This window comes from Streptococcus sp. AS14 (genome assembly GCF_000286495.1).
GTDB lineage: Bacteria > Bacillota > Bacilli > Lactobacillales > Streptococcaceae > Streptococcus > Streptococcus sanguinis_P.
Window position 1 is genome coordinate 1 of sequence record NZ_ALKI01000012.1, and the last position, 22,134, is coordinate 22,134.

Below are 22,134 nucleotides of genomic sequence, written 5' to 3' on the forward strand. Positions count from 1 at the left end.
ATGGTCCGTTGGTCAAGGGGTTAAGACACCGCCTTTTCACGGCGGTAACACGGGTTCGAATCCCGTACGGACTATATATTCGGAGGATTACCCAAGTCCGGCTGAAGGGAACGGTCTTGAAAACCGTCAGGCGTGTAAAAGCGTGCGTGGGTTCGAATCCCACATCCTCCTTAGGGATGAATAGTATTGACGCGGGATGGAGCAGCTAGGTAGCTCGTCGGGCTCATAACCCGAAGGTCGTAGGTTCAAATCCTGCTCCCGCAATAATTGGCTCGGTAGCTCAGTTGGTAGAGCAATGGATTGAAGCTCCATGTGTCGGCGGTTCGATTCCGTCTCGCGCCATAATTTTATAATCGGAAGGGTAGCGAAGAGGCTAAACGCGGCGGACTGTAAATCCGCTCCTTCGGGTTCGGGGGTTCGAATCCCTCCCCTTCCATAACCTTTACGGGCATAGTTTAAAGGTAGAACTAAGGTCTCCAAAACCTTCAGTGTGGGTTCAATTCCTACTGCCCGTGTTTAAATATGGCGGGTGTGGTGAAGTGGTTAACACACCAGATTGTGGCTCTGGCATGCGTGGGTTCGATCCCCATCACTCGCCTATTTATTATTATTGGGGTATCGCCAAGCGGTAAGGCAAGGGACTTTGACTCCCTCATGCGTTGGTTCGAATCCAGCTACCCCAGTTAAAAACTTGAGCCGGCGTGGCGGAATTGGCAGACGCGCTGGACTCAAAATCCAGTGTCCTCACGGACGTGCCGGTTCGACCCCGGCCGCCGGTATAGCTTAAGTTTAGCGAAGCATTTTAGCTTCTTTTTTTGTGCCTCTTTCTCTACTGTAGGAGGACTAAAAAGTTCCTCTTCTTTTTGATATTCAAAGCGATGAGGATTCTAGTTTTAAAGTTTTCAAAGTTTCGGAAGCCGAAAGAGTTGCGTTTGATGACCTTGATAAGGTTGTTAGTAGCTTCTAGTTTTGCATCGGAGTAGGGCAGTTCCAGAAAAAGGATCCATAATTCCTACAGTGGTGTTACCCACTACAGAAATTATAGAGCCTTTTAAATTATTTTTTTTATATTGTTTTAATTAATTATTTATTGTAAAATGTTAATATTGGAGGTAGGGTGGGGTAGTAAGTTGGTTGAAAACATTTTATATAATATATAAGATGAAGCTTTCTTTTTGGTTGTAGAGCTATTTAAAAATTTTTTGTCTTGCCTATAGAAAAATTTTTAAATGTGTAGACCATAAAGGTAACACATATGAAAAGATCACAAAAAAGAAACAAAGTTGTAAGATCCGTTTGGCGACTAATCTCTCGACATTGTTTCCCTATTATTGAACCAATTGTTAAGTACTGTCTTATTGAAGGTATTAAATTCTTAATTAAGACATTTTTGAATTAGTTAATTTTCAGGTGAGGTAAGCACCTGTTTTTTTTGTACTTATATTCTAAATTTATGAACAAAAAAACCCCGCCCAGTGGACGAGGGAAGAAAACCAAAGCATGCTATCTATTAAATAGATCGAGTAGATTAGAACCACTTTTTTGATTCTTTTATTTAATATTGCGATGCTAAATAAGTATCTGATATTATAAATCAGAGTTAAATTTAAAATTTTTTAGTTTATTATATGATAATATTAAAAAATGTATTAACTACAATTAACTCTATATTGACTTTTAAAGTCTAGCATTAAATTTTCCTCCTATAGTCTTTTTTGATAGCAATTACTTATTAGTTTTTCTTATTTGGATATACATATGAAAATTGTTGTATCCGTTTGGCAACTACAATATACCATAAATTGTTCTATTAGTCTACCATTTTTTACGAAGATAATAAGTTTATTATTTAGATTATAATAAATTATCTATTTTTTCTGCCTCGGGTATAAGTGGGAGTATGTATTAATCGTTGAGGTTATAGAAGTATGGCCTAATCTTTCTTTGACAATTAAATAATTCTCACCTTGATCGATTAATAGAGAATGGTTCAGGATTGTTAACAGATACTCGTAAAGATTTTGGCCTATTTAAATCTGACGGAAAATCTATTCTGGACAGAAAAAAAGTTACAAGATGTGTATCCATATCTTTGAAAAGTATATTTTTTAGCTCAAGAAAATGGAAACAAAGAGAATGAGCACATTGGATTATATCAATTAGCAATGATTTTTATAGGACAGGGAATGTTTAAAAGGCTTTAAAAATCATTGAAGAAGAGAAGATAGTTGGTGAGCATTTTCCAAATGACAACTTCAAGAAAGCTGTAAATAATTATGAACAAGGCTATTTGAGACTAAAATTAAGCAATCTTGATGGAGCTCTTAAATTCATAAACCTGTCATTGAAACAATCTTTATGTACTTATGAAGTGATTTCTCAGGGTTGTAGCTATGAGGGATAGGCGAAATATATTTAGCTCTTCGCGATACGGAATTAGCGAATATGCATTTCAACAAGCTATACAACTTTTCGAAAGTGTTGATGAATTTGAAGGGGGAAAGGAAATTGAGGAATTGATGATTTGATAGTTTGCTTTTGTCATCAGATTGCATCAATAATCGAATCACTAAAAAGTGCTTAACTTTAGCGAAGCGTTTTTTTAATTTTAGATATTAGTTGTTAGAATAATCAATTTTTTGTAGATTCATACTCAACTAGTGTGATGGATATTGAAGACTTTTACCATTAAATGTCTTATAAGATCTAGAATGCTAATAAGAGTCAGCTCGGTTTGTTCCTTTTTATTCTCTGATTGAGTTTTATTTAGGGCTTAAGAATCTAATTGTATGATTAAATATTTTTTGTGAAAAGCATCTTACTTTTACTGAAAATTCTTGACTCTTTTCTTTTTTATGGTATAATTAACCAGTAAAGCTTTAACTGGTTAAGAGAAGGAGGGGAGAAATGACTCATTTAGCGCAGAAGATCGATCAATTTTTAAATGAAGTTATTTTGAAAGCAGAAAATCAGCATGAGATTCTGATTGGTTCTTGCACGAGTGATGTGCCTTTAACCAATACGCAAGAGCATATTTTAATGCTTTTGTCTGAGGAATCTTTGACAAATTCTGATTTAGCCAAAAAACTGAATGTGAGTCAAGCTGCTGTGACCAAGGCTGTGAAATCTTTGGCTCGGCAAGAGATGCTGCAAGCCTTTAAAGATAAGAGAGATGCACGGGTTACCTTTTACCGTTTGACTGAGTTAGCGCAGCCGATTGCAAAGGAACATCAGCATCATCACGCACATACTTTGGAGACCTATCAAAAGTTGGCTGAGCAGTTTTCTGCTAGTGAACAGGCGGTGATTGCGAAGTTCTTGGAAGCCTTAGTGGGAGAGATTGGTAAATGAGATATATCACAGTGGATAATCTTTCCTTTTACTATGACAAGGAGCCTGTACTAGAGCATATTCATTATTTTCTAGATAGCGGTGAGTTTGTCACCTTGACGGGGGAAAATGGAGCTGCTAAGACGACACTTATCAAGGCTAGTTTGGGAATTTTACAGCCTAAGCATGGGGAAGTTAAGATTTCCAAGACTAATGTGCGAGGCAAGAAACTGCGGATTGCTTATTTACCTCAGCAGATTGCTAGTTTTAATGCTGGTTTTCCTAGTACGGTGTATGAGTTTGTCAAGTCGGGACGTTATCCGCGCAAGGGTTGGTTTCGTCGTTTGAATGAGCATGATGAGGAGCATATCAAGGCAAGTTTGGAGTCGGTTGGAATGTGGGAACATCGAGATAAGCGGATTGGTTCACTTTCTGGTGGCCAGAAGCAGAGAGCTGTGATTGCTCGGATGTTTGCTTCAGATCCAGATATTTTTGTCCTAGATGAGCCGACAACAGGGATGGATGCAGGCAGTAAGGATGAATTTTACAAGCTCATGCACCATAGTGCTCATAAGCATGGGAAGGCTGTCTTGATGATTACGCACGATCCGGAGGAAGTTCGTAAATATGCTGATCGTAACATTCATCTGGTCCGTAATCAGGACTCACCTTGGCGCTGTTTCAATGTGCATGAAAACGACAATGGACAGGAGGTGAGTCATGCTTAATCTATTTTCCTATGATTTTATGCAGCGAGCCTTCTTGGCAGTTATTGCCATGAGCCTCTTCTCACCGATTCTGGGGACCTTCCTAATTTTACGTCGGCAGAGTCTTATGAGTGACACCCTCAGCCACGTTTCACTGGCGGGTGTGGCTTTTGGCTTGGTTCTTGGGCTATCGCCCACTCTCACAACGGTGCTTGTCGTCATTGTCGCAGCAGTATTTTTAGAGTATCTGCGAACTATCTATAAGAATTTCATGGAAATCGGTACAGCCATTCTTATGTCAACCGGCTTAGCTATTTCTTTGATTGTTATGAGTAAAGGCAAGAGTTCTAGCTCGATGAGTTTGGATCAGTATCTGTTTGGCTCCATTGTGACTATCAGTATGGAGCAGGTGATTTCTCTCTTTGTTATTGCTGCTGTGGTGCTTGTCTTGACCTTCCTCTTCATTCGCCCTATGTACATCTTGACCTTTGATGAGGATACGGCCTTTGTGGATGGGCTGCCTGTGCGTACCATGTCCATTCTCTTTAATATTGTGACGGGTGTTGCGATTGCCCTCATGATTCCAGCTGCGGGAGCCTTGCTAGTTTCGACCATTATGGTCTTGCCGGCCAGTATTGCCCTGCGGATTGGGAAAAATTTCAAGTCGGTCATTTTGCTGGCAAATGCCATTGGTTTCTTTGGTATGATTGCCGGACTTTATATTTCTTACTATGCAGAGACGCCAGCTAGTGCCAGCATTACGATTATCTTCGTCGGCTTGTTCTTGCTGGTCAATCTGGTCAAAAAATTTATGAAATAGGAGCAGAAAATGAAAAAAATTAGCTTACTATTAGCAGGCTTACTGAGTATTTTCTTAGTAGCTTGTTCTAATCAAAAAAATGCAGATGGCAAGCTCAATATTGTCACGACTTTTTATCCGGTTTATGAGTTTACCAAGCAGGTGGCTGGAGATGAGGCCAATGTTGAACTTCTAATCGGGGCCGGTACAGAGCCGCATGATTATGAGCCTTCAGCTAAGGCAGTTGCGACGATTCAGGATGCAGATGCCTTTGTCTATGAAAATGAAAACATGGAGACTTGGGTTCCAGATTTGCTAAAAAACTTGAAAAATAAGGAAGAAAAGGTTATCAAGGCGACTGGAAATATGCTCTTGCTGCCTGGCGGTGAAGAGGAAGAAGACCACGACCATGGGGAAGAGGGACATCATCATGCCTATGATCCCCATGTTTGGCTATCACCGAAGCGAGCTATTAAAATGGTGGAGCACATCCGTGATAGCTTGAGCAAGTCTTATCCTGACAAGAAAGCGGCTTTTGAGAAAAATGCAGCGGCTTATATCAAGAAGCTGGAAGCCTTGGATAAAGAATATGAAGATGGGTTGGCCAACGCCAAGCAAAAGAGCTTTGTCACTCAACACGCAGCCTTTAACTATCTAGCATTGGACTATGGTTTGAAGCAGGTGCCAATTTCTGGACTTTCACCAGACAGTGAGCCATCCGCTTCACGCTTGGCTGAATTGACCGAGTACATTAAGAAAAATAAAATCAAGTATATTTACTTTGAAGAGAATGCTTCCCAGGCTTTGGCTTCTACTCTGGCTAAGGAAACAGGAGTAGAGCTTGATGTCTTGAATCCGCTGGAAAGCTTGACCGAAGAACAGACCAAGGACGGAGCAGACTATATTTCTATCATGCAGGCCAATCTAAAGGCTCTCAAGAAGACAACTGACCAAGAGGGAGCGGAGATTGCAGCCGAGAAAGAAGAAGACGATAAGACAGTGCAAAACGGCTACTTTGAAGACAGTGCCGTCAAGGATCGGACCTTGTCTGACTATGCTGGCGAGTGGCAGTCTGTTTACCCTTATCTGAAAGACGGGACCTTGGACCAAGTCTTTGACTACAAGGCTAAGCTGACTGGGAAAATGACGGCAGCTGAATACAAGGACTACTATGACAAGGGCTACAAGACAGATGTTTCCAATATCAATATCACAGACAAGACTATGGAATTTGTGGTAGATGGAAAATCCAAGAAATATACGTATAAATACGTTGGTAAGCACACTCTGACTTACTCTAAGGGAAATCGTGGAGTTCGCTTCATGTTTGAAGCGACAGACGAGGATGCTGGGGAGTACAAGTATGTTCAGTTTAGCGACCACAACATTGCACCGACCAAGGCGGCTCACTTCCATATCTTCTATGGTGGCGAAAGCCAGGAAGCACTCTTTGACGAGCTGGAAAACTGGCCAACCTACTATCCAAGTAAGTTGACCGGTCAAGAAATTGCCCAAGAGATGTTGGCGCACTAATATAAATAAAGTAAGAAGACGGGACTAGCCCGTCTTCTTTTTTGTATATCGGAAAATGACGATAAAAACACTTGACAAATTACGATTACAAATGTAAACTAATAAAGAGTTAGATTACAAATGTAAATGATAAGGGAGTGTTAAACAATGGAACAGCAAAATATTAGCCAAGCAGAATGGCAAGTGATGCGTGTGCTATGGGCGTATCCACACAGTCGCAGTACAGAGATTATAGCTCGTTTGGAAGCCGATTTTTCCTGGAAACCGGCAACCATCAAGACTCTTTTGAATCGTCTGAAGACCAAAGAATTTATCGCTATGGAAAAGATCGAGGGTAAGTTTTACTATGATGCTCGGATTTTAGAAGCGGACCATCTGGAAAGTACTTGGCAGGCTCTTTTTGACAATATCTGTAACACTAAACATGGAGACCTTTTGATTTCGATGATTGAGAGAAGTCAGTTTAGTCAAAGGGACTTGGAGCGGCTCAGCCAAGTCATTGATAAGAAAAGGGCTTCGGCACCTTTAGAAATCAAATGCCACTGTCCGCAAGGCCAGTGTCGTTGTGGGCACGGAAAGGAGGCGCATTGATGAGCGAGAAGAAAGAATACAAGCTCTCAGGAATGACCTGCGCTGCCTGTGCTATGACGGTAGAGATGGCGGTCAAGGACTTGGAAACAGTCGAGGATGTCAGTGTCAATCTGGCAACAGAACGTCTCAGTTTGCTGCCTAAGGCAGGATTTGACAGCAAGCAAGTGCTGGATGCTGTAGCCGAGGCTGGTTATCAGGCAGAAGAAAAAGGAAAAGACCGACCGTCCCATGTGAGCGAAGAGTCTGCAATGAAAGCTCAGGAATTGTGGAAAAAGAAACAAGAATTACTAATTCTTTTGCTTACGGCTCTGCCCTTGCTTTATATCTCTATGGGTAGTATGGTCGGTCTTCCTCTGCCCAGCTTCTTGGATCATATGGCGTATCCTTTGGTCTTCGTTCTGTCACAACTACTTTTAACGTTGCCTGCTGTGTGGATCGGTCGTGGTTTTTATCAGAGAGGATTTCGTAATCTTATCAAGCGGCATCCCAATATGGATAGTTTGATTGCGGTGGGAACGAGTGCAGCATTTCTCTACAGTCTCTACTCGGTCAGTCAGGTTTTTCTAGGTTATCATCCCTTTGTTCATCAGCTTTACTTTGAGTCTGTTGCAGTGATTATTGCCTTGGTTCTTCTGGGTAAATATCTGGAGAGTTCAGCCAAGGGGAGAACGTCTCAGGCGATTCAATCTTTGCTTGAGTTAGTGCCTAGTCAGGCGACAGTGATTCGCTATGGAGAGGCTGTGACCATTGATACGGAGGATATCCGAGTTGGAGACATTATCCGTATCAAGCCAGGGGAGCGTATGCCAGTAGATGGCCTTGTGACGGAGGGCCAGACCTTTGTGGATGAGTCCATGATGACTGGAGAAAGTGTCCCAATTGAAAAAAAGGTTGGCGATACCATTACCAGTGCAACAATCAATCAGAATGGAAGTATTGATTACCAAGCAAGTAGGGTGGGTTCGGATACGACCTTAGCTCAGATTGTTAGATTGGTGGAGGAAGCGCAAGGGTCTAAGGCTCCGATAGCGGCTTTGGCCGATAAAATTTCGCTTTATTTTGTCCCAATCGTGCTGAGCTTAGCTACTTTGTCCGCGCTTGGCTGGTATTTTCTAGCTGGTGAGAGTCTTAGCTTTTCCCTGTCAATTTTTGTCGCAGTTCTGGTCATTGCCTGCCCTTGTGCGCTGGGATTAGCCACTCCGACAGCCATCATGGTTGGGACTGGCAAAGGGGCTGAAAATGGAATTCTGATTAAGTCTGGGCAAGCCTTGGAGGCTGCTTATCAGCTAGATACTATTGTTCTTGATAAGACGGGGACGATTACGGTTGGTAAGCCCAGCCTGACGGATTTGTTGCCTTTAGGTGCTTTTAATCGCTCTGACTTGTTGCAGCTAATAGCCAGTGCTGAGCAGCATTCTGAGCATCCTTTGGCTCAGGCTATCTTAGAAGCTGCTCAGCAGGAGGAACTTGATTTGCTGCCTGTCAGCTATTTTGAGGCCATTGTTGGCCGAGGTTTGTCAGCTCAGGTTGAAGGTAAGCATCTTCTGGTGGGAAATGAGTCTTTGATGAAAGAAAAGAACATTGACAGCAGTGCCTTTCAAGAACAGTTGTTAGAGCTGTCCAAGGAAGGGAAGACAGCCATGTTTGTCGCAGTAGATGGACAGCTGGCTGGTATTATAGCGGTAGCAGATGAGATGAAATCCAGCAGCCTGTCGGCGGTGCAGGAGCTCCAGTCTATGGGACTGGAAGTCATCATGCTGACAGGAGATCGTGAAGAAACCGCGACAGCTATTGCCCAGAAAGCGGGCATCCAAAAAGTCATCGCAGGTGTATTGCCAGATGGGAAGGCCGCTGCTATCAAGAACTTACAGGAAGCTGGAAAAAAACTGGCCATGGTAGGAGACGGTATCAATGATGCGCCGGCTCTGGTCCAGGCCGATGTTGGAATTGCCATCGGCTCTGGCGCCGATGTGGCTATTGAGTCAGCAGATGTAGTGCTCATGCATAGTGATTTGCAGGATGTAGTCAAGGCTATCAAGCTCAGCCAAGCGACCATCCGTAATATCAAGGAAAATCTCTTCTGGGCTTTTGCCTACAATACACTAGGTATTCCGATTGCTATGGGGCTATTGCATCTTTTCGGCGGTCCCTTGCTCAATCCTATGCTGGCTGGTCTGGCCATGAGCTTGAGTTCAGTATCAGTTGTCGTCAATGCACTGCGTCTAGGACGCTTTAAAATGAAGGAATATACGGAGGAATGAATCTATGAAACAAACAGTTCAGTTAGAAAATTTATCTTGTCAAAATTGTGTCAAACACGTCACCCAGCACTTCCTGTCTATGGAGGGAGTGTCAGATGTGGCGGTAGACCTAGAAAAGCAGACAGCCCAAGTCACGACTGATAAACTTTATGATGCATCTGATTATGAAGCAGTTCTGGCAAAAACAATCTACAGGGTTCTGGATGTGGCAGAAGCTGAGTGAATAAAGTCAGTAGCTGTGCGCTTGCCCAGCTGTTAGAATTCTTCTTGTAAAAAGCGATAAAATAATCTATAATGTTACTAATCACATGATTTATCTTACCGTGAGAAAGAGGAGAAAAATGAAGAAAAAAGCTTTACCTTTTTTACTAGCAGGAGCTGCTTTATTAGCTATGACAGCTTGCTCAAGGGGCAGTGCTACGAATCAATCAGAGACGCCTACTAGCAGTACGGGCTCGGTAACAAGTTCTGTGGAGCAGGCATCCAGTCAATCAACTGCAGCAGCATCTTCAGCGGCTAGCAGTACTAGCTCAGAGAGTGCGAGCACAGAAAAAACCAAGGAAAAGAAGGAAGCGATGGACATTTCAGCACTTGCAAATGGTAATTATGCCAGCGTTAAAGGAACCTGGCAGGATGCTTCTGGCAACCAGCTTGTTTTTGATGACAAGGGCTTGGTTTCAAGTGGTTATGAATTGTATGGAGCTTCTCTGACAGACTATGGCACTGCTGCTGGAGGTGTCTACGGCGGAGAAAGCGGAGGTTTTCTGATTGAGTTTCTTCCTAAGGGAGTTAAGGTCGCAGACAAGGAAAACTTTACAGACAACTCCGATGCTGGCCAAGATAGAATCTGGACAGGTGTTGGCCTGAATAGCTTTGACGAACAAGGCAGCTTCTATTATCGCGTAGATTAAATGAAGCTTGGTGTTTAATTTTATAGCTTATATATTGATGAGAGCAGGAGACTAACTGCTCTCTTTTCTTTGGGAGAGTAAGAAATTTCACAGACAAAAAAAGCCTGCCTAAATTAGGCGGGCTTCATAATTTTGAGTTGAATTAGGATTCACTGTGAGGTGTTATAAACTGATCCATAGGGGTTGAAATCACATTCAGGAAGAGCTTGGCGAAATCCTCTGCTGGCATAGGATCTTCTTTGATAATCCAAATTTCAATGAGGGAGTTAATCCATCTAACAACAATTTCCGTAGCCATTTCTTTTGGAATTCCCAATTTTTTAGAGTCAATTTCTAAATTTTGCACGACCCACTGAGTGAAGAAGGTAGATAGATAGTCACTCCAGAAAGGATCGATAGCTGTAGTATAGAGCACCTTCATCCATTTCCTATGTTCATAAAGGGTAGGAATCATATGTTGGGCAAAGAAACAGAACGGATTTTCTCCATTTCCTTCTTCGTAGCTTTCATACAGGGGCAAAAACGGAGTCATAATTGTCTGGCGGATGTATTGGATAATGTCTTCAACATTACTAAAATGCTTTTTATAGATAGCCTGGCGCGATAGACCAGCTTGTTTTGCAATCTCTGAAAAAGTAAAATAAGACTTTTCAGGATTTTGCTCTGCCAGCTCAATTAAGGCATTAACGACTTTGTCTCGAGTATCTTGGGGCATAAGTACCTTCCTTCTTTTTTATTAAGTTCTTGCTGGTTTGTCTAAAAACAGAGCAAATTCCAACAAAATAGTTTACCGATTGTCAACTAAAATGATAACACTTTATAGAGGAAATGTCCAATTATTTTTAAAATTTAATATAAACAAAGTATAAATTTCTAATTATCTTTTTATATTTTCTTAAATGCTCGTAAAGCCTTATTCTATGTGCTTTCGAGTATTTTTACTGTAGGAAGATACTTCACGTTTCTTTGCATATTTCCTCATGTCTTAGCTGTCAGAAGTGGTAAATAAGTAGTAAATTCATTTGTACTACTAAGCAACAAGACGCTCCTGTTGCTTCTCTTTATTCAAGCGTTTCATTTCTGCCATTGCAGAATCGAATGTTGCATGTGCGTAATAGTTCAGCGTCATGGCTATATTAGCATGTCCCATAATGTACTGTAATGCCTTTGGATTCATTCCTGCATTTGCATAGTTGGTACAGAATGTATGTCGCAAACTATGTGGAGTGATGTGTGGCAATTTATCCTCGTTATACTTATTGTATTTCTTAACAAGACCTTTCATCATGCCGTTGTAATCACTTGCCACTTTTGGATAGTTCTTTCTATTAAGAAAGAGGAAATCACTATATCCATCAATCTCAACACGCTTATCATTCTTTCGATTCGCTAACACTCGCTTAAATGCTTGATAGGCTTCTTCAACCATAGGAACTTGACGTTCGCCACTTTTGGTCTTTGGTGTTTCAATGTAGTACCCAATTTCAGTATCTCTCAATAGCTGATGGTCTATATTGACAAGACGATTCTCAAAATCTAAATCTGGAAGTGTCAAACCACCAAACTCTGAAATACGAAGACCTGTTTTTAAGAGTATCAGAATTTCATCATAATTTTTGCTGTAGGTTTTATCAGCTTTTGCAAAGGCTAACAGTTTTTCTTCCTGTTCTTCTGTTAGTACGGTCTTAGGGACAGTATCATCATCAAGAACTGCTTTCAGTTGAAAGTCAAATGGATTCTTCCGAACACAATCATCTTGTATAGCAATATAGAATGAAGCCTTTAAAGAACGTTTGTAGTTATTGATGGTTTGATAAGCATAACCATTTTCACTCATTCTAATAGCCCATTCTTTAGCGTCTGATGGCTTAATACTGTCAATACTTCTTACACCTAACTTGTCTTTCTTCAAAATATCCATAAGATATTTGCGTCCAGTTTCAGTGTTTTTTCTAACCTTTGGTCTTTGAGCGTTCTGTTTTGCGTAAAGCTGGCAGAGTGTCATTTTCTTTCCTACAACATCAATACCATCATGAATGTCTTTCTGTAACTCTGCGATTTTCTCTCTAAGTGAGATACAATCACGCTTTCCTGCTGGTACTCGGTCTGTAGCCACAAGTTTCCACGAGTAAACAAATTGCGGTTCTCCAAATGAATCTATATATTTGTATAAGTATCTTCCGTCTTTTCGTTGGCTCTCTCCAGTCTTTAAGATTCGACCTTTATTGTCACGTCTTTTTTCTGACATGGCATTTGCTCCTTTCCTTTATGGAAAGAGCCTTGATACGACTTAATACTATTTTATCATATACAAGACCCTTTGGCGACGCTAGATTGCGTCCAATGTATCTATAATTTTTTCAAATTGTTTTCGTTTAATCTGAATACGATTGCCATTCATAATCAGCCAATTTGCATTTTTATTTTCCTCTGCCAAGCGTCGTAGCTTGTTTTCGCCAATACGAAAATATTTTGACGCTTCTTCAATGGTTAGGGTATAACGTTCCCAAATAGGAATGTCAGTCTGCTTCATAAAATCCTCCTTTCCAAATCACTTATTTGGATTTCATAAAAGTTGTTTTACCAGCAATCGAACAGCTTTAGCAAAGCTCACGGGAGTTCCACCCCTGCATGGTTCTCATGTAGCCATACTCATTGCCTGCGACGGTTTTATCACGCTCGGACTATTGACTGTATGGGAGTATCATTATCACGATAAGAATGTCGTTGCAGGCAATCCTGCTAAAGATTGCTTCTCGGATCACTAACATGAATCGCTCGCTATCTTTATAAGATAGGTCATGGCGGTTAGTTCCGTTGGCTCTTTTCTTATCGAAACGTATTCGATTACTTTTATTCAGTTTTCAAAGAACAATGGCTCGTTAGCCTATCAAAACACATTGAAAGCTCAATATGCTTTGGTGGAATAACAAACCTCCCTGTTCGGGAAGCGTGGAATGGTTTAGCACGCTTCCACGAAAGGAGAGAGGATATTACTTAATTTCAAATGACAAAATCTTTGTAATCAGTCTGGTTTCCATTCTTCCACGTAAGACTTCATCAACGACCATACTTTGATTGCCATATTCATCTTTCATAAGTCGTAGGGAACGCTTCGTTATGTACCCTCTGTAATGATGTAGAATCTGGTTAATCGCTTCGGTATCGCCATCTGTTGCCTTTACAATGAGAGGAAAGGGAATCATAGGATATTGTGTTTTCATTCTTCAAATTCCTCCATAAACTTTTTAATTAAGGCTAGTCCACTGGTTCTATGCCGATAGACAGTAGAACGGTTCAATTTCAACAGGTCTGCAATTTCTGAATCGCTCATGTCCATAAAGTAAAACAGCAGTAGAATTTCACGTTTCTTGTCTGGCAACTCACGTAATGCTTCACTCAACAAATCATTTTCAACGCCTACTGATAACCCATTGAGTGTAAAAATCTGAAAGTCAGTTGAATAGTTATCTGTTGTCGCAAACTGGCTAACAAGATAATCGCCAACATCCGAAAAGGACACCTCACGCTTTGCAATCCTTGAAAGATAAAGCATATAATTCTTTCGCTCGTCTTCCATAGCACGTTTACAGATATAGTCAAACTGATTTTCTATTGTGGTCTGAAAAGAAGATGGTTTCATGTTTCTCACCCCCTTTCTGTCTAGGAAAGGAAGTGAGCCTTGCTCGTTTATCTCCTTTCACTCTTAGTCCCAATGTGAAAGGGGGATTTGTTGCATTACTGATAAATAAACTTTGTAAAAAAGTTCTGAATAGCCAAAAAAGCATATAAACAGATTTATTTCTCTGTTTACATGCTTCTGTTATTCTATCTATATGATTTATAAAACCACATTGGTGGACGTACTTATCTATTGCAGATAGACGACTTTTTTTGACAAGAACCCAATGTAAGGAAATTTATTGTATATGATGTACTTCATGGCGACGTTGACCTCCAACAAACCGCCATTTGGAAGTAATATACAATATTTTAACAGCGTAAATAGCACTACCATATAACGGTTTTTTTTATTGGCGTTTAGTAGTGCTTTTTATTAAATATAAACCTATAAACCATATAACACGTTTTTCTATACCTGTTTTTAATTCAGTAGGAACAATAAAATGTATAGAGGTGGTCTACTATGCGTAAAAAAGAAGATAAATATGATTTTAGAGCCTTTGGTTTAGCCATTAAAGAAGCTCGATTGAAACGAGGTTTAACTCGTGAACAAGTGGGAGCATTGATTGAAATTGACCCACGGTACTTAACTAATATTGAAAATAAAGGGCAACACCCCAGCATACAAGTTCTTTATGACCTTGTATCGTTACTTCATGTTTCCGTTGATGAATTTTTCTTACCTGCTAATAACTTGGTAAAAAGCACCCGACGATTACAGATAGAGAAATACATGGATAGCTTTACAGACAAAGAACTATCCTTAATGGAATCTTTAGCCAGCGGTATCAACGAAGCAAGAAACATCGAAGACTAATTAAAAGAATCCATACATAACGGAAAGAGCCGATAAAATGAGATTGTATTAATCTCATTTTATCGGCTCTGCGTCTTTGCGTCTGGCTCTGTAATCACAGTTACTTTGAACTGCTTTATTTCAATTAAATTTTCTTGTCTGCATTTCGGACAATAGAGGGGGAATTTTTTTAATTCAGTATCTTCCCTTATCTTTAATCGTGTTTTATTTCCACATACAGGACACAATATCCACTTGTAGTTTATAATAACTATCTCCTCCTTTACACTTTAATTCAAATCTTTATTAAAAAATATTTCATCTTATTTAACAAGAAACCATATTTATATAACAACATAAAATACACTAAGTTATTTTATTGAACATATATCGTACTTTATCTATCCGACTATTTGGACGACGGGGCTGGCAAACAGGTTCACCGGTAGTAACATGGTACCCTTTTAACTCTGTTAAACAAACACTACGTCCATTTGTAAAGAAAGTTAAATCACTACGATATTCTTGAATACACCGAGCAGGGATTTCTCCACTAAGAATGACCTCATTATTTTTCAATTGAGTGTCTACGATGTTCGCACAATATTTAGGAGCATCGTTGTATGCTCGTGAAAGATATTCCTGTGGCGCATAAATTTTAAAACTAAGATATGGCTCTAACAATTCTGTTCCAGCTTTTTTTAAGACTTGTTCCAATACAATAGGAGCAAGCATCCGAAAATCTGCTGGGGTACTAACAGGGCTATAGTATAAGCCATACTTAAAACAGATTTTACAGTCCGTCACATTCCAACCATATAATCCTTGTTCGCAACCATAGCGTATCCCTTCCATAACTGCATTTTGAAATGATTGATTTAAGTATCCAAGAGAAACCGAGCTCTCATACTGCATTCCACTTCCCAACGGAAGCGGTGATACAGATAAACCAATGGAAGCCCAGAAAGGATTTGGCGGCACTTCGATGTGAATGGTATATTCTGCATTTTTTAACGGTCTCTCCATATAAATGACTGTAGGCTCTTTTAGTTCTATCTCCACATGATACTTTTCTTGCAACAGTGCACTAATCACTTCCATTTGTACTTTCCCTAAGAAAGAAAGTATAATTTCATGTGTCGTAGAATCCACGTAATATCGTAGAAGCGGATCACTATCTGAGATTTCCAAAAGGGCATCAAGCAACATTTCTCTCTGTTCAGGTTTACTCGGTTCAACAGTTGTTTGTAGTAGAGGGTGCGGATTTTCAATCTTTTTTCTCTGTGGCAATAGTTTTGTATCTCCAAGAACACTATTTAACTTCAAAAACTCATTTTGCAAAATAACAATTTCTCCAGAATAAGCTCTATCAATCTTACATAATTCACCATTTATTGAAGTATACATTTCTGTAACTTTTATTTTTTCTTTTTCTGATACTCTAACCGAATCTCGTAAATGTAGTACTCCACTATAAAGGCGTATATATGCAAGACGTTGTCTTTTTTTTGTATATTCAATTTTGAAAACATTTCCGCAAAGTTCAGACGGACCTCGATGTGTTGATGAATAAAATTTATTAGTAATAACTTCTATAAGGTTATCAATCCCTATATTACTTTTTGCACTTCCATGATAAAGAGGGAACAGAGAACAATTCTGAAATCTTATGCTTTCCTCTTGTTCGAGTTCCAATGCTTCTAATGATTTACCGGACATATATTTCTCTAAAAGGTCATCGTTTCCCTCTATTACCGTATCCCATTGTTCAGATTCGGTAAAGTTCGTCACACACATATTAGGATACAGTTCTACCTTCTGTTTGATTACAATTTCGGCAGAAAGTTTCTCTTTAATATCCTGATAAACCGTTGATAAATCAATTCCATTTTGGTCAATCTTATTGATAAAAAAGATTGTGGGAATCCCCATTTTCCTAAGTGCATGAAATAATATACGAGTTTGTGCTTGTACGCCATCTTTTGCAGAAATCAGTAGAATTGCCCCATCTAAAACTGATAATGAACGATATACTTCTGCTAAGAAATCCATATGTCCTGGCGTGTCTATGATGTTCACCTTCGTATTTTCCCACTGAAAAGAGGTTATTCCTGTCTGAATTGTAATTCCTCTCTGACGTTCTAAAAGCGTATTATCCGTCCTCGTTGTACCTTTGTCCACGCTTCCTAATTCTGTAATCGCTCCACTGTTATATAATAAGCTTTCTGTTAAGGTAGTTTTTCCTGCATCAACATGAGCTAAAACTCCAATATTAATAATTTTCATGTGATTTTCCTCCATTCAAAAACCCAAAAGGGCATAAAAATCCCAGTGATAAATACTTTTATCACTGGGATTTTTATGCATAACCATAGGTATACAAAGCATACAGATATTCTCTGGATACTTTAGAATCACATGATAAAGGTATTCTTAAACTGGGTACAAAAAACTAAGCCCTCCTAAAAAAGGACATCCAATTATTTGTTCCCACTATCAAATTGACAGTTTATTTAAGAATACCTTGCCGCATATTTATTAACTCCTTTTAAATAGATACTTAAATAATAGCACGTAAGAGCATATTTGTAAAGGAATCTCCAATTTTTTATCAAAGAGAGTACGTGATTACAAAATAGCTGTAATAATGTACCAATATTTGTTATTCTATAATCTTCCAATTACTCCCGTTCTTTTCAAGTACCAAATCAAATTGAGATACCTGCGTTGCTTTGGTCTGCTGGTCGATATACTCCACTGTCAGCGATACCGTGACTTGATTATCCTTACGATTGTGAATAGGATTTACCAGTTCTTGAAAGATGTACTCTTTTCCGATTGGTTTTAATATCCCGTCATTCACATAGTAGGAAAGTTCACTGGCTGTCGCTGTAGGATAGAGCTTGAAGAACGTCGTTAAAAACTCATTGATTTCATTGGTTGTAATGGAATCAACCGTCCCCTCACTTTCAATGGCTTTTGGTTTATAACTTGATTTCTTAGGTATGTTGGTAATGGTCGGATTCTTAACCAGTACCATATTTCCAGAACCATCTACATAGACACTCACTATATAAGCAGAGTGGACGGTCTTTGTATTTTCTCCCTCTGTAATGAGCTGGTCTACACTGTAGGTTACATTAAACTCATTGTCGCCAGTTGGCTCTACCGTCCATATCTGAAATCCTCTTACAGAAGACGATACAGGAATATCTTTGCGTACTGTATCAACATTGAGAGCTTGAAGTTCATCTGTCAGATAGCCTTTTAGACTTTCCATTCGATTATCAATGGACTTATCGGATTGCTCCCATGAATAGTAGACTTTCGCAAAGTTCTCTACAAAATTTTCTACATGATGAGTATCAACGTATTCCTTTTCTATGATAGTTGTTTCGTGAATAGTATGAGTATCTATAGCTGTAAAGTGCTTGAATATCGCAAAGCTGAAACTAAGCCCTAAAAGTACCCACAAGGCAATCACAACCTTTTTATGAGGATTGACCTTATAGTAGACACGAGGTTTCTTTTCCTTTGGTATCTGTTTTTCTTTATTCTTTTATCATGTCGTCAGCATGTAAAAGGTAATTTGTAAAACCACGAGTGCCGATTTTGTAGCCCTCTGCGGTAATACGTGGATTGACTAACTTCACACGTTCCTCAAAGCCGAAATGTTTTTCGCCAGCTTCAGCAGGAAGCACCACCACAATATCATCTGCTCTTTGAACATCAGAATAGAGATTATAGCTTCTTGATAAGACAGTTAGCCGTCCGTTGATTCTTCGCTGAACGACTTTATCCTCGCCAGCAAATTCTAAATTGCCGAATGTTTTTTCCATGTTGGGAATCACAAATTTAAGTTCCATATTTTTACCTATCCTTTCTTTTTTATTGGCTGAATGAATGTTTGATGGTCTTAAAGAGTGGGGAACGACCTTTTGATTCTTGATTTTTTGTTTTCATAAGTTCACTTCCTTTCAAAATCGGGTAAAAAAATAGACACCTCATTTTTTGAAGTGTCTACCTATTAAATATTCAAATTTTATTGGAAGTATCTTTATATCTTCACTTTTCAAGGATAAATCGTCGTATCAAAGCTCATTCATAAGTAGTAAATTAGTAGTAAATTGAGTGGTTTTGACCTTGATAAAGTGTGATAAGTCCAGTTTTTATGCGGATAACTAGATTTTTATGCTATTTTTAAAATAAAAATATTAAAAAACCAGTCTTCCCTTACAAGGACCGGTTCTGTCATTTCTCTGTTTTTCTTCTAGTTGGTTATGCGATAACAATTTTATTTGAAGGACCAGCTGGACTATCATAAGCAGCAAAGCTGGTTAGGGGTGAAGATACAAGGTTGAGAAATGTCTTAGAAAACTGCTTGCAAGGAACGGGGTCATCCTGAGTGATCCAATTCTCGATAAGAGAACTAATCCAGCCGGCCAGCAGTTGATTGGCCAGGTCTTCAGGAATACCTAATTTTTGGTGGTCAAGATTTAGATTTTGCTCGATCCAGTCCTTGTAACTGGCAGTAATAAAATCGCTCCACAGGGGATCGACAGAACTGGTATATAATATTTTAATACGTTGGCGTTGCTCATAAATAGCGGGAAGAATCGTTTGAGCCAAAAAAGTGAAAGGATCTAAGTCCGCTTCAGCTTTGTTGCTATTCCAGTTGGGAGCAAAGGCTTGCTTTACCATATCTTGGCGAATGTATTCGATAATTTCAGTAGTGTTATTAAAGTGTCGTTTGTAAATGGCTTGTCTGGACAAGCCGGCTTCTTTAGCGATTTCTGTAAAGGTAAAACGCAGCCTGTCTGGCTGTTTATCTGCTAATTCAAAAAATGCATCCAAAATCCTATCTCGTGTATTAAGAGCCATAATTTTATCCCTCCTATACCATTTTACTTTTTCTGTCTGAAATAAGCTAGAAAATAGCCCAGAATTTTTACTAAAAAAGTTTACACATTGTTAAATGGAAAAATTTTAGTTTGATTTTTGGACATTGTGTCTATTTAAAAACTGGACAATTTTACAATTAATGTACATAGATCAAGCCGATAATTGTTTTGTTTTAAAATGTTAATATGATAAAATAATAAAAAATCTTATCAGAAGTCAAATAGAAAGTGTAGTTTAAAGATTACCAAATCTGAAAGATTTATGGGAGGTTTGACTGGACTTTTTATTCAGGATTAATGATCAGGATAATAAAATATGTTCAGAGGAGAATAAAATGAAAAGAACAGAAAAAGTTTTGCGATATTCTATTCGGAAGTCAGTTTTAGGTGTTGGTTCAGTCCTTATTTGTGCTCTGTTTTTAGGTCACAGTATAGTGGCGGCTGATGAGGAGTAGCCAGTGGCAAATGCAGTAGAGACTCCAGTCGCTGCATCGCCAGTAAATCAGGATTTGACAACAGTCAGGGAGGCTGCTAACAAGGAAGTAGGCACATTTCTGGCTGAGAAAGTGACAGTTCTTGGGAATAATCCGAATTTGTCAGATGAGGAGCTTGCAGCAGCTAAGGACGAAGTCAATCAAACAGCGGCAAAGGCTCAGAATGAAATTGCCGCAGCTGAGGATAAAGAAAGGATTGATCAAGCTAAAGAAGATGGATTGGCAGACATCAACTCTATCAATCCAGTCGGCAAAGATTTACTTCTAAATGAAATCCAAAATGGGAAAGCAGAGTTTGACAAACTTGTAGATAGTAGCGATTTACTGCCTGAGGAGCAAAAGAAAAGCTTCCAAGAGTCTGTAAGGAAGAAGGCTGCAGAAGCAGAGGATGCAATTCAGAAATTAGATGTTAATGCAGCAACAGCAGAGCAGGCGGAAGTGATTCAAGAGCAGGCAGTAACCGAGGAAGATAAGTTTTTCAAATTTATAGCAAGTTCAACCGTAGATTTTACTCTGGCTGCCAAGTTAGCTGACTTGGAAGCAAATCCTAATCTTTCAGAAGCAGAAAAGAAAGCAGTCAGAGGCGAGATAGAGCAGGTGGTGGAAGCGGCCAAGAAGGCTATTGAAGGAGCAGATTCTCAGGAAGTCTATGACCGGGCAAAAGAAACAGCCATAGCCCACTTAGCTAAGATTCACCCCATTGGCAAAGAGCAGTTCTTAAAAGAAATTCAGGAAGAAAAAACAGCTACTATCGAGGCTGTTGAGAAGAGTCAAAGTCTTTCTACTGAGGAAAAAACAGCAGCTAAAAAGAAAATTGAAGATGCAGCAGTCAGAGCTCAAAAAGCAATTGCAGCTTATAATGCTTGGGTTGAAAGTCCTGATGATGCCGAAAAAATTCAAGAACAGGTAGCGGCAGAAAAGCAAGGTTTGCTGAAAGTTACAACTGGACTGAAACTAGATCTTGCTCTGTCTGATAAGCTAGCAGACTTACGGAGCAACCCGAATCTGTCAGATGCAGAACGGGCTACAGCTAAAGCTGAAGCGGAAGCAACTCTAGCAGATGCGAAAAGAGCGCTTGAAAAGGCTGATACTGAAGAGGAACTAGAGAGAATTGAGGAAGCTGGAATTGCTAGCTTGGACACGATTCATCCAGTTGGCAAAGATTTGGTTTTAGATGAGCTTGAAGAAGAAGTCGGCAAACAGCTTGAAGCAATTGAACATCATCAAACACTTTCAGAACTCGATAAAAAGCAAGCTAAAGAAAAGATTCGATCAGTATTAAAGACGGTGACAGATGCGATTGCGCAGCTAGATGATAGTGTAGACAGTGCTGAAAAAGCAGAGAAGCTGCAGGAACAGATCGCTGCTGAGCAGACAAAGGCTCTTGAAACTCTAGAAGCGATTGTCAAGAATGCTGCTAAAGCTGAGACAGCTTCTTCTATTCCAAGTGATTCACCACAGGAAGCTAGGCAAGAATTTAGTGGAGGAGTTAGCGACTCTGAACCGGCAATAGCAACGGCGTCGGAATATGATTTGTCTAGCCATGAAGTTGGAACTCATCCTGATACAGCTCCGCAGGCGTCTGCACAGCCAGAATTCAGTGGCAATGTTAGTGATTCAGAAGCGGCAACAGTAACACGGCCTGAATTTACTGGAGGCGTCAATGATTCTGATCCAACTGTGACAGAAAATAATGCCTATGATGCTGGCGTTCAGCCATCAGTCAGGAGCGCACATCCAGACAGCGCTCCTCAAATGACGGCTCTTCCGGAATTTACCGGCGGTGTCAATGCTGCTGACGCGGCAGTAGCTGATGCTTTACCTGCTTACCAAGTAACTAGCGGTATTTTGCCAGCAGTTGATGGGGCCAAATCAGTACAAGAGCAGTCTTCATTAGCTAAGGTCACCCAGCTAGATCAGCTTAAAAACAAGGAAAGTAAGAGTGGTGCGTCAGTCTTGCCGCATACGGGTCAAGCTTCTAATGCTCTTCTCACAGTTGCAGGAGTTATCAGCGCTTTAGGCGCAGCTGGATTGTCATTCCGTAGTAGAAAAAAAGAAGAATAAGTTTTAAAGAGACCAAGTGGTCTCTTTTCTGATGGAGAAAATTTTCAAAAATTATGCAAACGT

The 22,134-nt window shown here is 39.8% G+C and carries 20 protein-coding genes, 9 tRNA genes and 4 pseudogenes; 20 read left to right on the plus strand and 13 right to left on the minus strand.

Annotated elements, in window-relative coordinates; translation table 11 throughout:
* Positions 1-2: 2 nt before the first annotated feature.
* From HMPREF1150_RS07120 to HMPREF1150_RS07080, 9 genes are all read left to right on the plus strand, one after another.
* Positions 3-74 (plus strand) — tRNA-Glu (locus tag HMPREF1150_RS07120).
* A gap of 7 nt (positions 75-81) precedes the next feature.
* Positions 82-171 (plus strand) — tRNA-Ser (locus HMPREF1150_RS07115).
* 19 nt (positions 172-190) lie between these two features.
* A tRNA-Met gene (locus tag HMPREF1150_RS07110) sits at positions 191-264 on the plus strand.
* A gap of 5 nt (positions 265-269) precedes the next feature.
* Positions 270-342 (plus strand) — tRNA-Phe (locus tag HMPREF1150_RS07105).
* Between the two features lie 13 nt (positions 343-355).
* Positions 356-436, plus strand: a tRNA-Tyr gene (locus tag HMPREF1150_RS07100).
* An 8-nt stretch (positions 437-444) separates the two neighbouring features.
* A tRNA-Trp gene (locus HMPREF1150_RS07095) sits at positions 445-515 on the plus strand.
* Between the two features lie 10 nt (positions 516-525).
* Positions 526-598 (plus strand) — tRNA-His (locus tag HMPREF1150_RS07090).
* Positions 599-611: 13 nt separating this feature from the next.
* Positions 612-683: transfer RNA gene (locus HMPREF1150_RS07085), tRNA-Gln, on the plus strand.
* Between the two features lie 12 nt (positions 684-695).
* A tRNA-Leu gene (locus HMPREF1150_RS07080) sits at positions 696-779 on the plus strand.
* 50 nt (positions 780-829) lie between these two features.
* Here HMPREF1150_RS07080 and HMPREF1150_RS11605 read toward each other — a convergent pair.
* Together HMPREF1150_RS11605 and HMPREF1150_RS11610 are read right to left on the minus strand one after the other, a co-directional pair.
* Positions 830-994: pseudogene (locus HMPREF1150_RS11605) on the minus strand (transposase); the annotation flags it as partial.
* A gap of 874 nt (positions 995-1,868) precedes the next feature.
* Positions 1,869-1,985 (minus strand): annotated as a pseudogene (locus HMPREF1150_RS11610) (site-specific integrase); the annotation flags it as partial.
* A gap of 922 nt (positions 1,986-2,907) precedes the next feature.
* On the opposite strand from HMPREF1150_RS11610, the gene HMPREF1150_RS07075 reads away from it, so the two are divergent.
* The 8 genes from HMPREF1150_RS07075 (at position 2,908) to HMPREF1150_RS12140 (ending at position 10,132) form a co-directional block, all read left to right on the plus strand.
* On the plus strand, positions 2,908-3,351 hold the full coding sequence (locus HMPREF1150_RS07075) for a zinc-dependent MarR family transcriptional regulator (protein WP_009659703.1): 444 nt from the start codon (positions 2,908-2,910) through the stop codon (positions 3,349-3,351).
* Positions 3,348-4,058 carry a metal ABC transporter ATP-binding protein gene (locus HMPREF1150_RS07070; protein ID WP_009659575.1) on the plus strand — a complete coding sequence of 237 codons (711 nt, stop codon included), beginning with the start codon at positions 3,348-3,350 and terminating at the stop codon, positions 4,056-4,058. Before HMPREF1150_RS07075 ends, HMPREF1150_RS07070 begins: the two co-directional genes overlap by 4 nt.
* On the plus strand, positions 4,051-4,857 hold the full coding sequence (locus tag HMPREF1150_RS07065) for a metal ABC transporter permease (RefSeq protein WP_009659808.1): 807 nt from the start codon (positions 4,051-4,053) through the stop codon (positions 4,855-4,857). The genes HMPREF1150_RS07070 and HMPREF1150_RS07065 overlap by 8 nt, the downstream gene beginning before the upstream one ends.
* A 9-nt stretch (positions 4,858-4,866) precedes the next feature.
* Positions 4,867-6,369 (plus strand): zinc ABC transporter substrate-binding protein AdcA, encoded by a 1,503-nt coding sequence (locus tag HMPREF1150_RS07060; protein ID WP_009659716.1) that lies wholly within the window; start codon positions 4,867-4,869, stop codon positions 6,367-6,369.
* A 147-nt stretch (positions 6,370-6,516) separates the two neighbouring features.
* Positions 6,517-6,960, plus strand: a complete 444-nt coding sequence (locus HMPREF1150_RS07055) for a CopY/TcrY family copper transport repressor (protein ID WP_009659689.1) — start codon at positions 6,517-6,519, stop codon at positions 6,958-6,960.
* Complete coding sequence (locus HMPREF1150_RS07050; protein WP_009659617.1) at positions 6,960-9,221, plus strand: heavy metal translocating P-type ATPase; 2,262 nt, start codon at positions 6,960-6,962, stop codon at positions 9,219-9,221. The genes HMPREF1150_RS07055 and HMPREF1150_RS07050 overlap by 1 nt, the downstream gene beginning before the upstream one ends.
* Before the next feature lie 4 nt (positions 9,222-9,225).
* Positions 9,226-9,444, plus strand: coding sequence for a heavy-metal-associated domain-containing protein (locus tag HMPREF1150_RS07045; protein ID WP_009659704.1), 219 nt, complete (start codon positions 9,226-9,228; stop codon positions 9,442-9,444).
* Positions 9,445-9,529: 85 nt separating this feature from the next.
* The gene (locus HMPREF1150_RS12140) at positions 9,530-10,132 is read left to right on the plus strand and encodes a DUF6287 domain-containing protein (RefSeq protein WP_032905422.1); all 603 of its coding nucleotides are present in this window, start codon (positions 9,530-9,532) and stop codon (positions 10,130-10,132) included.
* A 142-nt stretch (positions 10,133-10,274) separates the two neighbouring features.
* On the opposite strand, the gene HMPREF1150_RS07035 is transcribed toward HMPREF1150_RS12140, so the two are convergent.
* The 3 genes from HMPREF1150_RS07035 to HMPREF1150_RS07025 all read right to left on the minus strand — a co-directional run bounded on the left by HMPREF1150_RS07035 (position 10,275) and on the right by HMPREF1150_RS07025 (position 12,665).
* Positions 10,275-10,847 (minus strand): TetR/AcrR family transcriptional regulator, encoded by a 573-nt coding sequence (locus tag HMPREF1150_RS07035; protein ID WP_002896832.1) that lies wholly within the window; start codon positions 10,845-10,847, stop codon positions 10,275-10,277.
* Positions 10,848-11,162: 315 nt separating this feature from the next.
* Complete coding sequence (locus HMPREF1150_RS07030; protein ID WP_001291561.1) at positions 11,163-12,380, minus strand: tyrosine-type recombinase/integrase; 1,218 nt, start codon at positions 12,378-12,380, stop codon at positions 11,163-11,165.
* An 81-nt stretch (positions 12,381-12,461) separates the two neighbouring features.
* Positions 12,462-12,665: an excisionase gene (locus tag HMPREF1150_RS07025; RefSeq protein ID WP_000814511.1), complete on the minus strand. Its 204-nt coding sequence runs from the start codon at positions 12,663-12,665 to the stop codon at positions 12,462-12,464.
* Between HMPREF1150_RS07025 and HMPREF1150_RS12225 the strand changes: the two genes are divergently transcribed.
* Complete coding sequence (locus HMPREF1150_RS12225; protein WP_001845478.1) at positions 12,649-12,900, plus strand: hypothetical protein; 252 nt, start codon at positions 12,649-12,651, stop codon at positions 12,898-12,900. The two genes, HMPREF1150_RS07025 and HMPREF1150_RS12225, sit on opposite strands and share 17 nt — an antisense overlap.
* Positions 12,901-13,125: 225 nt before the next feature.
* Here HMPREF1150_RS12225 and HMPREF1150_RS0111175 read toward each other — a convergent pair whose 3' ends face one another.
* Complete coding sequence (locus tag HMPREF1150_RS0111175) at positions 13,126-13,356, minus strand: helix-turn-helix domain-containing protein (protein ID WP_000857133.1); 231 nt, start codon at positions 13,354-13,356, stop codon at positions 13,126-13,128.
* The gene (locus tag HMPREF1150_RS07020; protein ID WP_000804885.1) at positions 13,353-13,775 is read right to left on the minus strand and encodes a sigma-70 family RNA polymerase sigma factor; all 423 of its coding nucleotides are present in this window, start codon (positions 13,773-13,775) and stop codon (positions 13,353-13,355) included. The genes HMPREF1150_RS0111175 and HMPREF1150_RS07020 overlap by 4 nt, the downstream gene beginning before the upstream one ends.
* Positions 13,776-14,279: 504 nt before the next feature.
* Here HMPREF1150_RS07020 and HMPREF1150_RS07015 point away from each other — a divergent pair.
* A complete protein-coding gene (locus tag HMPREF1150_RS07015; protein ID WP_001227347.1) occupies positions 14,280-14,633 on the plus strand; it encodes a helix-turn-helix transcriptional regulator in 354 nt (117 codons plus the stop codon).
* 59 nt (positions 14,634-14,692) lie between these two features.
* Here the strand turns inward: HMPREF1150_RS07015 and HMPREF1150_RS11625 are convergent, their stop codons facing one another.
* The 6 genes and pseudogenes from HMPREF1150_RS11625 to HMPREF1150_RS06995 form a co-directional block, all read right to left on the minus strand.
* Entirely contained in the window at positions 14,693-14,860 is a 168-nt protein-coding gene (locus HMPREF1150_RS11625; RefSeq protein WP_000336323.1) for a cysteine-rich KTR domain-containing protein, read from the minus strand.
* A 118-nt stretch (positions 14,861-14,978) separates the two neighbouring features.
* Positions 14,979-16,898, minus strand: coding sequence for a tetracycline resistance ribosomal protection protein Tet(M) (gene tet(M), locus HMPREF1150_RS07010; protein WP_000691736.1), 1,920 nt, complete (start codon positions 16,896-16,898; stop codon positions 14,979-14,981).
* A 15-nt stretch (positions 16,899-16,913) separates the two neighbouring features.
* Positions 16,914-16,961: pseudogene (locus HMPREF1150_RS12310) on the minus strand (hypothetical protein); the annotation flags it as partial.
* A 313-nt stretch (positions 16,962-17,274) separates the two neighbouring features.
* A complete protein-coding gene (locus tag HMPREF1150_RS07005; protein WP_050547166.1) occupies positions 17,275-18,153 on the minus strand; it encodes a conjugal transfer protein in 879 nt (292 codons plus the stop codon).
* Between the two features lie 10 nt (positions 18,154-18,163).
* Positions 18,164-18,478 (minus strand): YdcP family protein, encoded by a 315-nt coding sequence (locus tag HMPREF1150_RS07000; RefSeq protein WP_000420682.1) that lies wholly within the window; start codon positions 18,476-18,478, stop codon positions 18,164-18,166.
* Positions 18,479-18,890: 412 nt separating this feature from the next.
* Positions 18,891-19,493, minus strand: coding sequence for a TetR/AcrR family transcriptional regulator (locus HMPREF1150_RS06995; protein ID WP_009659650.1), 603 nt, complete (start codon positions 19,491-19,493; stop codon positions 18,891-18,893).
* Between the two features lie 355 nt (positions 19,494-19,848).
* On the opposite strand from HMPREF1150_RS06995, the pseudogene HMPREF1150_RS06990 reads away from it, so the two are divergent.
* Positions 19,849-22,071, plus strand: a pseudogene (locus tag HMPREF1150_RS06990) (SIALI-17 repeat-containing surface protein).
* Positions 22,072-22,134: the final 63 nt, after the last annotated feature.